At 40.1% G+C, this 15,421-nt stretch carries 13 protein-coding genes and 1 pseudogene; 10 read left to right on the forward strand and 4 right to left on the reverse strand.

All coding sequences use genetic code 11. The features are described from left to right. From trxB to BUC45_RS07550, 6 genes and pseudogenes are all read left to right on the forward strand, one after another. Positions 1 to 1,243 (forward strand): thioredoxin-disulfide reductase (gene trxB, locus BUC45_RS07530; protein WP_296971345.1); only part of this gene is annotated, 1,243 nt, incomplete at its 5' end. 366 nt (positions 1,244 to 1,609) lie between these two features. After that, positions 1,610 to 2,365, forward strand: a complete 756-nt coding sequence (locus BUC45_RS07535; RefSeq protein WP_296971347.1) for an exodeoxyribonuclease III — start codon at positions 1,610 to 1,612, stop codon at positions 2,363 to 2,365. Positions 2,366 to 2,492: 127 nt separating this feature from the next. Continuing rightward, complete coding sequence (locus tag BUC45_RS07540) at positions 2,493 to 3,404, forward strand: metallophosphoesterase (RefSeq protein WP_296971348.1); 912 nt, start codon at positions 2,493 to 2,495, stop codon at positions 3,402 to 3,404. Positions 3,405 to 3,523: 119 nt separating this feature from the next. After that, positions 3,524 to 4,555, forward strand: a complete 1,032-nt coding sequence (locus BUC45_RS07545) for a Na+-transporting methylmalonyl-CoA/oxaloacetate decarboxylase subunit beta (protein WP_296971350.1) — start codon at positions 3,524 to 3,526, stop codon at positions 4,553 to 4,555. A 98-nt stretch (positions 4,556 to 4,653) separates the two neighbouring features. After that, a pseudogene (locus BUC45_RS12005) lies at positions 4,654 to 4,731 on the forward strand (GNAT family N-acetyltransferase); the annotation flags it as partial. Between the two features lie 58 nt (positions 4,732 to 4,789). Then, positions 4,790 to 5,122, forward strand: coding sequence for a hypothetical protein (locus BUC45_RS07550; RefSeq protein WP_296971353.1), 333 nt, complete (start codon positions 4,790 to 4,792; stop codon positions 5,120 to 5,122). A gap of 19 nt (positions 5,123 to 5,141) precedes the next feature. Here the strand turns inward: BUC45_RS07550 and BUC45_RS07555 are convergent, their stop codons facing one another. Next, entirely contained in the window at positions 5,142 to 5,582 is a 441-nt protein-coding gene (locus tag BUC45_RS07555; protein WP_296971355.1) for a YaiI/YqxD family protein, read from the reverse strand. Positions 5,583 to 5,800: 218 nt separating this feature from the next. On the opposite strand from BUC45_RS07555, the gene BUC45_RS07560 reads away from it, so the two are divergent. Together BUC45_RS07560 and bioB are read left to right on the forward strand one after the other, a co-directional pair. Next, entirely contained in the window at positions 5,801 to 6,367 is a 567-nt protein-coding gene (locus tag BUC45_RS07560) for a biotin transporter BioY (protein ID WP_296971357.1), read from the forward strand. A 15-nt stretch (positions 6,368 to 6,382) separates the two neighbouring features. After that, on the forward strand, positions 6,383 to 7,378 hold the full coding sequence (bioB, locus tag BUC45_RS07565) for a biotin synthase BioB (RefSeq protein WP_366749939.1): 996 nt from the start codon (positions 6,383 to 6,385) through the stop codon (positions 7,376 to 7,378). Positions 7,379 to 7,425: 47 nt separating this feature from the next. Here bioB and amrB read toward each other — a convergent pair whose 3' ends face one another. After that, entirely contained in the window at positions 7,426 to 8,307 is an 882-nt protein-coding gene (amrB, locus tag BUC45_RS07570) for an AmmeMemoRadiSam system protein B (protein ID WP_296971360.1), read from the reverse strand. Then, complete coding sequence (locus BUC45_RS07575; protein ID WP_296971362.1) at positions 8,304 to 13,145, reverse strand: Ig-like domain-containing protein; 4,842 nt, start codon at positions 13,143 to 13,145, stop codon at positions 8,304 to 8,306. The genes amrB and BUC45_RS07575 overlap by 4 nt, the downstream gene beginning before the upstream one ends. Positions 13,146 to 13,343: 198 nt before the next feature. On the opposite strand from BUC45_RS07575, the gene BUC45_RS07580 reads away from it, so the two are divergent. Both BUC45_RS07580 and BUC45_RS07585 read left to right on the forward strand, forming a co-directional pair. Continuing rightward, on the forward strand, positions 13,344 to 14,075 hold the full coding sequence (locus BUC45_RS07580) for a DUF1538 domain-containing protein (RefSeq protein WP_296971364.1): 732 nt from the start codon (positions 13,344 to 13,346) through the stop codon (positions 14,073 to 14,075). Positions 14,076 to 14,089: 14 nt separating this feature from the next. Next, positions 14,090 to 14,419 (forward strand): P-II family nitrogen regulator, encoded by a 330-nt coding sequence (locus tag BUC45_RS07585; protein WP_296971365.1) that lies wholly within the window; start codon positions 14,090 to 14,092, stop codon positions 14,417 to 14,419. Positions 14,420 to 14,479: 60 nt separating this feature from the next. On the opposite strand, the gene speE is transcribed toward BUC45_RS07585, so the two are convergent. Beyond that, the gene (gene speE / locus BUC45_RS07590; protein WP_296971366.1) at positions 14,480 to 15,343 is read right to left on the reverse strand and encodes a polyamine aminopropyltransferase; all 864 of its coding nucleotides are present in this window, start codon (positions 15,341 to 15,343) and stop codon (positions 14,480 to 14,482) included. Positions 15,344 to 15,421: the final 78 nt, after the last annotated feature.

A 15,421-nucleotide genomic window follows, 5' to 3' on the forward strand; every position in this document is an offset into this window, starting at 1 on the left:
GCCGGACAAAAAAGTTGAAAATTATGATGTCATAGTCATCGGAGGCGGAGCAGCAGGCATGACGGCAGCGATATATGCCGGACGAGCCAGGCTTTCCACGCTGCTTATTGAAAAGACGCTTATGGGAGGTCTTGCAACTTATACTAACGAAATAGAAAACTATCCGGGTTTCCCTGAAGGCATCAACGGGGAAGGTCTTATGAAACTTTTTGAAAGCCAGATGAAAAAATTTAATGTCAAGACAAAGCTTGCTGATGTGCGGCAGGTGGATTTAAGTGGCGATACTAAAATAGTAAAAACCCTTCGCACTGATTATCATGCAAAAGCAGTGGTTATTGCCACAGGCGGCAAACCCAGACTTACCGGTGCAAGGGGAGAGGATAAGTTTTTATTCGGTCGCGGCATATCATTTTGCGCAACCTGCGATGCAGCTTATTACACAGATAAAGAGGTTCTTGTAGTGGGCAGCGGCGATGCGGCTATTGAAGAGGCGATTTTCCTTTCAAGGTTTGCCAAAAAAATATATATCTCGGTAATTCACGATGAGGGAATCATGGACGCCAATAAAGTAGCCCAGGAGCAGGCTATGAAAAATGAAAAGCTGAGCTTTATCTGGAATAGCGTAGTAGATGAATTTGTAGGCGAAGAACAGCTGGAAAAGGTAATGCTGAAAAACATAAAAACCGGAGAGAAGATTCCAGTTAAAGTCGATGGTTGTTTCTTATTCATCGGTTACCTGCCGAATACCGAGATTTTCCGCGGTATAGTAGATATGAATGAGCGGGGCTATATAATTACCGATGAAAACATGCAGACAAATATTCCCGGGGTCTATGCGGTAGGAGATGTGCGTGAAAAATCTCTGCGTCAAGTTGCAACGGCTGTAGGGGATGGAGCCGTAGCAGGCTACATGGTTGAAAGATATATTGAAGAAACCAATGTTTTTCAGAGGGAATTCAAAGAATACACAGGTATGCAGCTTGTTATGTGCTATGACCCTACTGATGCAGTAAGCCGAGAGAAATTAGCTATTGTAGAGAAATTTGCTAAAGAAAATCCGGAAATCAAACTCAACAAAATCGATGTATATAAAGGCAAAAGCATGGCTAAAAGACTCGGCGTTGAAGGCGATCCCTGCCTTGTAGTTATGAATGACGGCTATACAGATTATACAATACCGCTTGCAGAACTTAACGAAGATATGCTAAAACATCTCGATCACAAGCAAGCTGCCAACCTGTAAATTTTGTAAAATTTTAAACACCTTCCGAGGTTATCAAACACAATCCCGGAAGGTGTTTTTATAATGGAATCATTTCTTAATTATTCAGGATTTTATGATTGCAGCTTCTGCACTGTACGGTATAATTTAAAAAGATGGATTAAAGCAATATCTTAAGAAAGATTCTACCGTAGAAAGTTAATTTTAGCCCAGAAATGTCAATATATTGTTTTAGATTTAATAAAAACGCTATATGTTGACCATCAATTTGAGAAAACAGGGTTTTTACATTAGAATCCATAAATAATATATAATCAGTATATCGCGATATCGTGGAAAAAATTTTTGACTTATATGAACTTAAAACTAAACTGGAGGTTTGTTATAGTGAAAGCAGTTTCATGGAATGTCAACGGTCTTAGAGCGTGTTTAGGTAAGGGCTTTTTGGAGTATTTCAAAGAGGTTGATGCCGATATATTTGCAATACAAGAAACAAAACTGCAAGAGGGGCAAGTAGAGCTTGAACTGGAAGGCTATGAGCAGTATTGGAATTATGCGGTCAAAAAGGGATATTCCGGAACAGCAGTTTTTACAAAGATAAGTCCCTTATCGGTTGCATATGGGATAGATATAGAGGAACATGATGCGGAGGGCAGGGTTATAACCCTTGAATTTGAGGATTTTTATTTTGTAAATGTGTATGTGCCCAATTCTCAAAGAGGTCTGACCCGCTTAGATTACAGGATGAAATGGGAGGATGATTTTCGAGAATATCTCATAAAGTTAGACGGTATAAAACCGGTGATCTGCTGCGGGGATAAAAACGTGGCTCACCAGGAAATAGATTTAAAAAACCCTAAAAGCAACAGAAAAAATGCAGGCTTTACCGATGAGGAGCGGCAGAAGATGACAGAGCTGCTCGATTCCGGTTTTATCGATGCCTTTAGGTATCTTTATCCGGACAAAAAAGATGCTTATACTTGGTGGTCTTATATGTTTAATGCGCGAGAAAGGAATATTGGTTGGAGAATTGATTATTTCATCGTATCCGAAAGATTAAAAGATAAAATAAAGGATGTGGAGATTCACTCACATGTCATGGGAAGTGACCATTGTCCGGTGCTTTTGGATATCGACATTTAAAAGCGAAAAAGGCGAATCCGCCGCTAGATAAAATGAAAAAACATAGAATCGGGAATTTTTATTCAAATAAGCAAAAAACGAACAAAACCATATCACAGATTTATTATTCTGACAGCAGGAGAGGAAAATGAAAATTACAGGCAAATATAGTAAATTGCGTATCGGAATTGTTTCAGGCATAATAATCGGCATTCTTGCGTTTCTTTATGTTGAAGCTAACAGCCTACAAATAACCGAATATACTATTACATCCCCTAAAATCCCCGAGGAATTTGAAGGTTTTAAGATACTACAATTGTCGGATTTGCATAGTAAGGAGTTTGGAAGGGATAATATACGTCTTATAGAACAAATCAAAGCTCAAAACCCTGACATTATTGTGGCAACTGGTGATATGCTAAATTCAGGCAATGATAACGGACAGGTATTTTATAATTTGGCAAAAGAACTGGTGAAAGAGTTTAAACTGTATTACATAAAAGGGAATCACGAGCAAATAGCTGAGTTTAAGGCGCAAGGAGCAGGCTCTGGCTGGTTTGACTCTTATATGGATGAATTGAGAAACTTAGGTGTCATTATATTAGATAATGATAAAGTCGAGTTAAAAAAAGGCGATGCCTCAATAAATCTTTATGGTCTTGAAATTTCGCTTCTCCTTTACAGGGGAAGATACTCTTCCAATTATAATGGAGAGAAATCCATAGATGTACCTGGCATTGAAAAAAAATTAGGCGGGTGTGAAAGAAAAAAATACAACATACTGCTCACGCATAACCCGGCGTATTTCCAGATATACAGCCAGTGGGGTGCAGATCTTGTTTTGTCAGGTCATATTCACGGAGGAATTGTAAGGCTGCCGTTTTTAGGCGGACTGCTTTCCCCTGACGCCACATTTTTCCCAAAATACGATGCGGGTGAATTTGAACTTGGCGACTCAAAGATGATAGTAAGCAGGGGATTGGGCAACAGCACTCTAAAACTTCGAGTCTTCAACCGCCCTGAAATAATAACCATTACCCTATGTAGGGGCGGTCATTGACCGCTTGGCAACACAATTTGCTGATGATGACATGTATTATAGGGCTTAGATACCATTATTATTGTTATTGGTACATTAGCGCTTTTGACAGCTACGTGATTAGAGCAGGAGGTTAATTAATGAAAGTATATTTTACTTCAAGTTTATGGTGCAAAGGTAAAGGGTTTTGGGGGTTTAGCCAGCGGACAAACTGGCAGTTTGAATATGAAGGGGCGAAATGCTACATCCCTGCTGTATATCGTTTTTCAGGCGGTATTGTTTTTGACATTATTACCATTTTAGATGAAATAAAACTACGCAAGTTTTTTGAAAAGTATGTGGACATTGAAGCAACATTAACACCTTTACAGCGGCGCTGTTTAGAACAGGAGCATCCTTATCAGGCGATACCAATAAGTGAAATATGGATAAACGGCAAGCAGGTAATAGACGGATATTCGTCTAGCAGCGCTATGAGCATACCATGGATTGGGCAAGATGAAAAATTGACACTTGTGCAAAAGGCATACTCATCGATTTTAAAGGATGGAACCTGCTTTGCCTGTGAACGTTTTTGCGTGCCATATCCTCCGGCAGATTCTAAAATTCAAAAGCTGCTGCGCTTTTTACGTATGGACAAAGTAAGCGGAATAAAGCTGCTGACATACCCTGTTAAACGATTTATACCTTTGGACATACATTTTGAAATGTCAGTTGATGAAAAGGAGAAACAGCTTTGCTTTAATCATCCCATTACAGGAATAAAGCATATACTGTATTTTCAGGGGGCAGAGTTCATAGAACTTCCCGTTGAAGCAAGCGGCAACCGCAATCTTTACATTCTGCAGTCAATGTATGAAATAGAGCCTGCCTTGCCGCAAGGAGACAATTTGCAGTTTGGAAGCAGTATTGACAAGTTGCTTGAGATAACAGATGATAAATTCATGCCAGCATCTAGCGCGTCTATTGGCATTATTGGCGGAGCTGACGGTCCCACTTCAATTTTCATTTCATCAAAGGAAGACGAAAAGCCTCAGCCCCACGGTTTACACGGACTTCCGTTACACAGTTGCTATTGTGTACCAAGCTTTCAAAAGGAAGATACCTTCCACTTTGTCCTTGAAGGCATCAATATCAAAGACTGCGACAGCAAAGAATATAATTTTCAATAACTTGTTGCATAATTGTAAAAGTTACAAAAGCAAAGCACTGTCATCCTGAGCGAAGCAAAGAATCTTATGACGCATTCTCTGTATAATGTATATCAGTGGGATTTTACGATATTGAATCGTATGTGTATAATCCAATTGAAGGAGCAAGATATATGGAGTTAAAATTAAAAGATTAATAAAACAGCTTGACTATCACCTTGAGTGTTAGCTTATGATTGTCTTGAGGTGATAATTATGTTTATTAAAGAAGTATGCACAATAACAAAACTGACTAATCAAAAAGAATTAAGTCTTGACCGAGAAAAGGCAAAACAACTGCTGCTTGATAAGCTAAGAAAAGGTGATAAAAATGTTAAAACGAGCATTGAAATTTGCTATAGGACCAAGCTTAGGAATAACTTTGGGAGCGTAATCATCCCACGGATTATATTCCCACACCTATATAATGAAACGTATCCACCAATACTCCTACAGGCCGGTTTAAATTTTGTTGTAATTTATATTGTGTCCTCTTTAGTTTCTCTGCTCATTGAATGGATAAAATCAAGGGCACAAAGCAAGCAATAATGTCTTTTCGAAACACTTTTCAGTGAGAGAGTTTTTCTATTAAATACCGAAGATTTCTTTCAAATTTTGCGTCTTGTTCCGGTTCTCTTTTTTTAAACTTTGTGTATTTGTGGTGCCTGCTGCGGATTTCCCTATTGATATGCCTTCGGGTAAGCAGCTGCTGGATATTTTCAGAAGAAATTATCAGGCCGTTTTGATTGATACAAAAAGCTTCCTTGGCAAGTGCCATTGCTGCTAAACCATAATCCTGAGTTATGACGATATCGCCTTTTGAAGCGTGATTTGCGATATAGTAATCTGCACTGTCCGGCGACTGGTCCACCGTAACAATTGTTGCGTAATTATCTTCCAAATAATGGGAAAAGTTTTTAACTACAACTATTTTCAAATCGTAGGATTTAGCTGTTTTTATGGCTATATCTACAACAGGGCAGCCGTCTGCGTCTACAAAAATTTTCATAATAATCACCGTCTCCATTATATCATATCAAGTAACTATAAATGGCTAGTAAAATTCCAAAATACTTGAAAATATTAAATACTAAGCTGTGTAAAGAAGTACAGCCACATCAACATGTAATATCCACATGTATTGTCAACCATAAACTAAATTTAAGTTGACAATTACCTCTCCCTTTAGTATTATAAGAGAAAATATTCTAGGAAGGGGTAATTTTTATGAACATAAAGACTAGAGATATGGTTTTAATAGCTTTATTTGCCGCACTTACGGCAATCGGGGCATTTATCAAAATACCTACCCCGCTTGTCCCTTTTACGCTGCAATATTTGTTTTGTGCTTATTCAGGTATTCTGCTGGGTGCAAAACGGGGTCTTTGCTCACAACTTTTGTATTTAGGCGTTGGCTTGATGGGTTTCCCGGTTTTTACTCAGGGAGGCGGCCCCATGTATATTTTCCAACCGACATTTGGCTACATAATAGGTTTTTCACTTTGTGCATATATTATAGGCAAACTTACAGAAAGATTGGATAAAATCACACTGACCAGCCTACTAAGCCCCATTTTGGCGGGTATGTCTATTGTGTACTCATGCGGTATTATTCACTTATATTTAATTATGAATTTTTATTTGGGCAAACCTATGTCATTTAAGGCAGCTGTAATTGCAGGATTATTCCCATTTGTGTTTTCTGATTTGATTTACAGTGTAATAATCGCCCTTACAGCTACGGCAATCGTGCCTTCACTCCGAAAATTAGGTTTAGCAGGTGAATCTCATTAAATTTATTAAAACCTCATGGAGGTCATATATTTGAAAAGCCTTATTCAAGCAGTCACAGACAAAATCTTGTCAGGTGAAACGATAAATTTTGCTGAAGCTGTAAAAATGATAAATATTGCTGAAAATGATGAAATTGCACTAGAAGCTTTATATGAGGGTGCCAATATAATTCGAGAAGACTTTATGGGTAAGAAAGTTGATTTATGTGCAATCATTAATGGAAAATCAGGCAAATGTTCAGAAAACTGCCGCTTCTGTGCCCAATCGGCCCATTATGATACTAAAATCGATAATCACGGGTTTCTGGAATATGAAGAAATATTGAAAAGGGCATTGGATATGGAAGACCAAGGAGTAGTCAGGTTCTCAATAGTTACTTCTGGTAAAGGCATCCACAATGAAGATGAATTAAAAAAGCTGGGGGAAATTTATTGGCAGCTTAAAAAAGATACAAATCTCAAATTATGTGCCTCACATGGCATAATATCCTATGAACAGGCAGTATATCTTAGGAAAGTAGGTGTAACTACTTATCATCATAATCTTGAAACAAGTAGGTGGTTTTTTCCAAGGATATGCACCACCCATACCTATGATGAGCGTGTAAACACCATAAAAAATGTGCAGAAAGCGAGCCTTGATGTGTGCTGTGGCGGTATCATAGGTATGGGAGAAACCCTTGAGGACAGGATAAGTATGGCTTTTGAGATGAAAGAGCTTGGAGTAAAGTCTGTTCCAATAAATATATTAACTCCCATAAAAGGTACACCACTTCAAGACAAACAGATTTTATCACCTTTTGAAATATTGAAGACAATGGCTGTATTTAGGTATATCCTTCCAGATGCTCATATACGTTATGCCGGTGGACGAATGGCTCTTGAATCCCATCAGATTAAAGGATTCAAAGCAGGGATAAATGCCGCCTTGGTCGGTAATTACCTAACTACATCGGGAAGTAATATAGAGGAAGATAAGAAAATGATAAAGGCGGCAGGCCTTGAACTGTAAGATCAAAAAAGAGGTATTCTTTTAAATTTAGGATACCTCTTTTCTATCTATTTTTGAAATAAGATGGTCATGTAGCTTGTAGTTTCTATCATATCATTGCCCAGCAAAATACCTGAGTTGGTATTGTCAAGGACGGTAAAGTCAGTGATACCCATGTTTTCCATGGCAAAAAACAGGATGCCCAGAGCCGAAGGAGAGTCCAGGTGGTCGTTGTCCATGGCAAAAATGCGATCCCAGTCTTTTTCCCTTATAGCTTTCAGGGTTTCAGAGTCCATCTGTACTGCCTCTTGACTTGCCAGATAGTGTGAGAAATCGACAGATGCTACTATCACCGCATCTTTTCTGAGCAAGGGAGAAAGGTGCTCAGCCAGTTGTTCTGCCTCCTTTTTTGGTACATCATGGTGGCATATGATGGGCACAACTTTGGTGTTTGGCAGATAATACTTTACAAAAGGCATGAGGTTACCCATGGAGTGTTCGGTGCTAAAGGCATAATCGTCCTGCTTTACCATATGTGTGGCCAGCAAATAGTCAACTGCCTCTTTATCTACCTCCACAGTGCCAAAGGGTGTCTGCCATCCCAGGCTGCTGACAAGAATTCGAGAGCCGATGTTTTTATGGTTTGGCCCCACCAAAATTAGCAAGTTGGGCGGTGCATCCTGTATTTTTGAAAAGACATCGGCTATCATTTGGTGTGCCAGCAGATGATGAGGCACTACGGCCCCGCAAATCTTTTCATTCCAAAGCTCTTTTTTGACTGAGTATTCCGGGGTAAAATACCTTGGGTCAAAGAAGTTGTTGGGGTGGGTTGGTGCGGGGGCAGAGGGGGCAAAAGTCGGAAGCGTTTCTGCCCTTCTCGTCTCCCTTACGATGCCCGTCAATACCAATCCAAGGCAAATAATTATAAAAAGTGTAGCAACTTTTTTCATTTAATACTCATCCTATCCCCTTTAGTTACACTGTAAACCACACCGCTATTCACATGTTGTATTATGGCAGGCTCAGCCGCAAATTCTCCGGGATTGATGACCCTTGCATAGTAATTCAAGTTCCGATTCTTCTTTTCATAAACTGCAAATATCACCTTTTGGCCATCTACCTGCACAGGATATCTTGTGTAATCATTACCCGCACCATGATAGTGCGGCCTTTCAACTATCTTTAATCCTGCCGGAAGAAAATCAGTTATGATATATGGACCATCGGGGGCTGTCTGGCCGAACTCATAAGCGATGTTTACCTTTATTAAATCACCGGCATTAAAAGAAGTCTGGGCCCTGCCTGAAACCGCTTCATAGCTACGTGTTAGTTTAACGCCATCAGTAATGGATACTAAAGAAGTGTCAAAGGCAGCGGGATAAACAGCGGTAATTCCTACTTTGCCCTTAATATTTTCAAATTTTAGTTTAGCAAGTTTTTCTGGCGAAAGCAGCAGGCAAAAAGTTTCTTGAGGTTCAAGCACTACCTTTTCGCTTTTACCGTCCACGCGATAATCAAAACTTACGGCGTTTTTCGAAAGCCTGGGCAGAGCTTTTTCCAAAAACATCAACTGCTCCGCATAAAGAAGGATATCCTTTGTTGAGTTATCCAAGACATAGGCTGCAAGCTTGTTTTGTTCATCCAGATTCAGTCCGGCACAGACTATTGATGCAAGTGCCGTAGCCTCCAGTATGTCATCCTGATCCTGGCCACACTTTATCCGCATTTGAGTTTTCAGGTCTTCTCCATTTTGCTTTAAAATGCTCTTTATCCACTGAGATGCTGAAGGCTCATCACCGATTTCCAAAAAGGCCATGGCAAGATAGAGCTGCTCTTTTACAGTCAAGTCCTTTTGTGTTGACAGAAGTTTAAGCTCTGTAAGCACCGGTTCGTTTAAAGCTGAAAGACCGTATAGAGCAATAATGCTTCTTTCCCGGCTTTCTTTAGGATCTTCTGCAATTTTATAAAAGTAATCGGCAAACGATGATTTGTCAAAGACGCTACCGTAAAGTGAAACAAGTTTTGCCGAAAGCTCTAAATCTTGATCACTATAAGGTAAAACGGCAATGCCGCCTTCCTGTGTTTGATATTCCAGTAGATTCAAATTTTCGCCGCTTTTACCAGGCAGCGCCAAATTCAAATCCGGGAAATACTCCTCCAGCAGGCTTTGCGCTTTAAGTGGTGCGATTTTCTGGTCTATGCGGCTGCCATCGGACCAACTTAGTTTAAGCAGCATTCTTAAGTATTGGCTGCGCTCATAATCTGTGAATGTTAAACTTGTAGGTGTATTTTCTGCTCCCCTTATTTGAAGGTTTTCCTCCATCAGCCAAAAATCAACTTGCTGTTTCGTAACAAGGCTGTCTACAACATTAAAACTCAGTGTCAGCTTGTCTGTAAGCCCATCCGCAGTTTTTCCGGTTACGGTCAAGTCATACTTGCCCTTTTGTAAAGCCGGCAGCTGCCAATAAGCAGCGTCAAAGGCATTTTTAGTCAGTGTCTCGGATATAGTTTTTCCCGGGCCTTTAAGCGCTGTTTCATAAGCAACCGATGTACCGGATTTTAGTTTGTTGCCAAAGGCACGCAGGGGTATCATAGGCTGATCGCCTGTTAGATATGTGTCATTTATAACTGTGCTTACAAAAAAGGGCAGCTTGACGATAACCGGTGCAGTTTTGGTGGCAGCAAAAAGATCATCGGTTACCGCTTGGCAAGTAAGCCTCCAAGATGTAAGATTATCCGGCACTTTAAATGAAAACTTTGCCTTTCCCTGCCTGTTGGTGCTTACTGTTTTGAATAGCACTGCATCTTTAAAGTCTTTTCGTTCAGAACCTCCCTCGCCGCCGCCTTCAGCACCACCCGACAACGAATCGGCGGTTTCATGAGTAAAGCCGGTTATATATATGCCTGAACCATAAATATCGCCATAAATATCACCTAGTATATCCGCATACTGCTGGCGTAGAGCATAGAGCGCCTCATCCACCAGGTTTAAATTCACCAGTGCCTCAACCGGTCTGCCGCTGCTATCGGTGACTTCTACTTCAACGTTAACAGTATCTTTGGGATTATATTCCTTTTGGTCTGTCTTAATGTCAATGTTAAGAGCCTTTTCGGTCCTGTCATACATTACAATAAATTCATATGCCTCATGATAATTTCGGCCGTCAAAATAGACTCCCTTGACCCAAAAGTTAGGAATGAGCTCCTGCTTAAATGCCGTATTAAAATCGGCAGTATCTTGCACATGACTTTCGAGTATGCCGTTTTGAGCTGTAAAGAACAAGAAACCATTTGGCCTGGAAGAAATTGGCGACTCATTCTGCTTCATGGAAAGTTCGACCGCTTCATTGGTTTTATATGAGGCTTTGCCTTCCAGGTAATACCATGTATAATCGTAGATCCTAGGCCTACCGTTTCCTGAAATCGTATATTCATATACGGCAGGATTGCCCTTAAAATCTATGGCGGTAAGTTCAACTCTATAGGATTCCTCATTTTTCACAGGGAAAGTAAAGGTAGCCTTACCCTCTTTGTCGGTGGTTACCTGAGTTTCGGATTCCAAGACCTTGCTGTATTCGTATTCATACCTGGTTTGCACCTTTTTATTTATAAAATCATAGTATTTTCCTGCCTCGTATTTTTCCCACACATCCCGGTAGATGCGAACATTTACCGGGTGATTGGCAGCAGGGCCGCTTTTATATGCATCTTCATCCCATGGATCTGCCTGGCCGCTGTTTACCTTATCGATGGTAAGCCTGTCTATGTCTATTCCAATGGCGGCAGTACCATTTTTTACATCGCCTGAAGCGTCAATGCAGATATCATTGTTTAACACAAATAAAGCAGTTTCAGTTTCAATTTCCCCGGCTTCCGGCAGCTTAGCAGTGAGAAATAGGCAGGAATGCTGCAAAAAGCCGTATTGCTCCTGTTTGAATTCAGGAGAAAAGCTTATTATGGCATTGCCCTCGCTATCTGTAGTAGTGCTGCCGTTTCCATAGTTTCGGATATAGTATTCCAAAGGGGTATCAGGTACAGGTGTTCCCTCAAAAAAAGCTGCCTTAACCTGAAAATCAACCTTATCGCCTACATATACGGCTTTTTTTGAGGGAACCACTTCCAACTGGTAGGATGGTTTGCTGTAAGTTGCAACTTCAAAGCCTCTGGAGGTAATCACAAGGTCTTCGAACTTTACCTCTAGGAAATAATAACCGGGAGTCAAATTGGGAAGCTTCATATTTCCTATGAAACTAAAATCATCTAAGGGAATTTCTTTGCTGTCTATAGTAGGGTTATCCCGTAATTCTGACGATAGCAGCGATACCGTAACTTTATTAATATTCTTTGCCTTGTCGGCCCTTGGCTTTATAATACCCCAGAAATTGACAGTACTATCTGGTTTATACAGTGTTCTGTCAAGATAGAGATATTTCCAGTAATCTTTTGCAAAATCATCTTCAAGCTCGGTATCAGGATACATTTGATAGTAGGGATAAATAGCGGCTACTGCTTCCTTATTGTCTTTAGAAACAACAGCATATACTCCGTCAATGGCATCATTAGAAGTGGACAGCTTAGCCAACCCCGTATCATCAGTGGTTGATGATTTGCCATTTCCATAGAACTGTACCTTTGCTCCCGATACCGGCTTGCCGGATGATAAATCATTTACCCAGACAAGGTTTTGTTTTTTGCCTACGGCTGCATAGATGGCAAGGTCTGTAACTTGAAACCATATCTGGCGAATGTTGTTTTGCACATTAGCCTGAGCTATGTAGTAACCGGCAGGCATGACCTCGGGAAATTCGATAAATTTGGTAGATTCAACATCCATAACCGGTGCTGAGAATTTAGCCACAGATTGCAGCTTGGAAACATCTTCTAAATAAGTTTGCCGGCTGCGAAATGCCCAGAAAGGTATTTTTTGCTTTTCCTGAAGGGCTCTAATATAATCATTTGCAGTTTTATATCTGTAAACGGTAAAATCTATATTTTTGGGCAACTGCATGCTGTCCCAGCTATAATAGCCAAATTGGAAAATAGGTTTTTCAGAAGTTGAAAATTCACTGATGGATTTGTGAAAATTAAAACCTAAACCATCTTGGGATTCTTCCTGAGTTTCAAACTGAAATGTAAAGTCTTCTTTAAGGGTTTGGCGGCTTGCGGAAAGCGGCAGGCCTTTCTTAATCGTAACGGTGTAAAGGGTGTCCGGTTCCAAGCTTTTAGGAACAAATACGGCTGTCTTTTTGTGTAACTCAAAACTTCCCTCGACATTTGGGCTGATAGTAAAAAACTCTGACAGCTTGTCAAAATTCAGATGGCTGAAGGTGATTTCTATTCCGGTGTTTGTGGGCACACCGGTGGCTTGGTGGCGGGGAAGAGTAGATACGACCTTAAAATCCCCCTTGGTCTGAAACGCCCATTTAAGAGGGGTTTCATCGCCGACAGACAGGGTGAACTTATAGATTTTTTGCGGTTCAAGAGGCGCTTTTGGTGTTACAAGCACCTTTTGCTTATCTTTACTATCCCTTGCCACAGTAAAATCCACGGCAGGTTCAACGGAAAGGTTTTCGCGGATGAATCTCGGATCTAGAGCAGATTTTGCAGAAAGAATAAATGCTGTATCAGAGTCAGCGCCTGCGCTGTCCTGTTTAGTAGGTTCCATAGTGATTTCTGATGCCAGAGCGGCTGTAGTAGGGTTATTCCTATTTATGTATAAACTTGCGCCAAAAACCAACAGTATCACTACTGCAAGAGATAGGGCCAAATAACGCTTTGATTTTTGCATTTTGTCATCTCCTCAAAAACACCTTTTCATAATACAGACGTTAAGTCAAGCAAAATAGTTCCAAGTTAAAAAAATAAAAGAGAAATATGCTCAAAAGGAAGTTTCAATTTTCTATACATACTTGACACAAGCTGATTATATGGATAACCTGATAATATAAGGTATAATAAGGTGTGGGGATTTAAAAAAAGAAGCAAATTGAAAAAAGCGAGAGGAGTTGGTATATGGATGAGCTTTTTTGATGTATTAAAGGCTTTTTGGGAAACAGCAAAAAATGTTTTGCCGATAGTAATATTTTTATGCATTTTTCGGTTAATTGTTTTGCGGAAACCTATTGAAGAAATAAAGACATTGGTATTAGGGACACTGCTCAGTATTATAGGCCTTCATTTGTTTTTAAAGGGAATATCCCTTAGCTTGATTCCTTTAGGGGATTCCGTAGGGAGAGACCTTGTAGTATTGAATAATAAATACTTAATAGCAATATTTGCCTTTGTGGTAGGGTTTTTTGCAACAATGGTCGAGCCGGGTCTTAAGGCACTTGCTTTGGAAGTCGAGGAGATTTCCACCGGAGCCATACCGATGAACGTGCTGATAAATGCTGTTGGCATAGGATTTGGCCTGGGGATGAGTATTGGCATTGTAAAGATATTAAATAATATCCCAACTAAAACCATTCTTTTTCCCGTACTGCTTTTGGCAATGATTTTAGGCTATTTTGCGCCCAGAGAATTCGTCGATATCGCCATAGACTCAGCCAGCGCTACTACCGGTCCGGTTAATATACCGCTTAACATGGCCATTGCCTTAGGCCTTTCAAAAATACTGGAAACTTCAGATCCATTGCTCAACGGCTTTGGAATAATAGGGCTAACCTCTATGGGAGCGGTGATTTCAGTGCTGGTGCTGGGTATATTGAGCAGGATTTAAGAGGAGGGGTTAAAATGTCTGAAATTATGGCTGTTGTTGCCATCGTGGAAAGGGGCAAAGCCGATTATGTGGTAAACCGTGCCAAAAAGGTAGGTGCACAAGGTGCTACTATATTATACGGCAGGGGTACAGGAGAAAGTGAAGCAAAGAAATTTTTGAATGTGCATATCGAGTCCTCGAAGGAGATTATCATAATTTTAACTGAAAAAGAGAAATGCAAGCAGATATTTGACGAGGTAGTGGAAGCGGGCAGGCTTAAAGAGCCAGGAACGGGCATTATTTTTACATTTCCCGTATCAAATCTGGTGGGCCTGCATCATCGTGAAAACTTTTCACTTAACTAAAAATGCGGCACTGTTTCGGCCTCTTAAAGGCAGGCAGTGCCGCAGCAATGGACTAATCAGTCAATTATCATCTAATAGTTTTTCTATAAATTTTGGGAGGATAAAACAGCTTTCCAAAATTTCTTTGTTTATATATTGAGTATCTTTATCGAATTTTTCGGGATCTGGTTTCCAGTATTTTTTAGAACCCATGGTGAAGGTCCAGAATCCACCTGGATATGTCGGTACCGTAGCCATATATGTTTTTACAATGGGGAAAAGACTGTTTAAGTTTTTGTATATTTTGACCATCATCTCAGAATAGAAAATGGGAGATTCGCTCTGACACACCATCAATCCATCTTCACGCAAATTGCGGTATATATCTTTGTAAAATTCAAGCTCAAAAAGCTTAACTGCCGGTCCGACAGGATCTGAAGAATCAATGATAATCACATCATACAAATAATCCCGCTGCTCCTTTACAAAGGCGGTGCCATCTTCAAAGATAAAATTCACTCTTGGGTCAGACAGGTTTCCCGACACTTTCGGCAAATACTTCCTGCAGGTCTGAACTACCATTTCATCTATTTCTACCATGTCAATTCTTTCCACATTGGGATACTTGGTTACTTCCCTAGCGGCACCACAGTCGCCGCCGCCGATTATGAGCACATTTTTTGGGTTGGGATGAATATTTAGGGGTACATGAGCAATCATCTCATTGTATATATATCCGTCATTGCTGGTTGTTTGAATAGCATCATCCAGTACCAGCATTGGGCCGAAGTCGTAAGAATCAAGTATCATTATCTGCTGAATTGGGGAGTTCCCTTGGTATATGATTTCCTTTATGCGGTAATCAATTTTAAGATTATTGCGGTCAACTTCGGTGAACCATATATCATCACCTATTTTCTTCAAACATTCTTCCATTTGCATCATAGAAAAACCCCCTCGTGTTTTTTGAGTTTCAATGTTCCTATAAATGATAGCATGTATTATTAAATTTATCAAAAATCA

This window comes from Tepidanaerobacter sp. EBM-38, assembly GCA_001896545.1.
Classification (GTDB): domain Bacteria; phylum Bacillota; class Thermosediminibacteria; order Thermosediminibacterales; family Tepidanaerobacteraceae; genus Tepidanaerobacter.

Coding starts and splice junctions, on each gene's coding strand:
- speE (WP_296971366.1), bottom strand. CDS start 15,343: ATGATGCAAATGGAAGAATGTTTGAAGAAAATAGGTGATGATATATGG.
- amrB (WP_296971360.1), bottom strand. CDS start 8,307: ATGAAAAAAGTTGCTACACTTTTTATAATTATTTGCCTTGGATTGGTA.
- BUC45_RS07550 (WP_296971353.1), top strand. CDS start 4,790: ATGTTTATTAAAGAAGTATGCACAATAACAAAACTGACTAATCAAAAA.
- BUC45_RS07560 (WP_296971357.1), top strand. CDS start 5,801: ATGAACATAAAGACTAGAGATATGGTTTTAATAGCTTTATTTGCCGCA.
- BUC45_RS07585 (WP_296971365.1), top strand. CDS start 14,090: ATGTCTGAAATTATGGCTGTTGTTGCCATCGTGGAAAGGGGCAAAGCC.
- BUC45_RS07540 (WP_296971348.1), top strand. CDS start 2,493: ATGAAAATTACAGGCAAATATAGTAAATTGCGTATCGGAATTGTTTCA.
- BUC45_RS07545 (WP_296971350.1), top strand. CDS start 3,524: ATGAAAGTATATTTTACTTCAAGTTTATGGTGCAAAGGTAAAGGGTTT.
- bioB (WP_366749939.1), top strand. CDS start 6,383: ATGGAGGTCATATATTTGAAAAGCCTTATTCAAGCAGTCACAGACAAA.
- BUC45_RS07575 (WP_296971362.1), bottom strand. CDS start 13,145: ATGCAAAAATCAAAGCGTTATTTGGCCCTATCTCTTGCAGTAGTGATA.
- BUC45_RS07555 (WP_296971355.1), bottom strand. CDS start 5,582: ATGAAAATTTTTGTAGACGCAGACGGCTGCCCTGTTGTAGATATAGCC.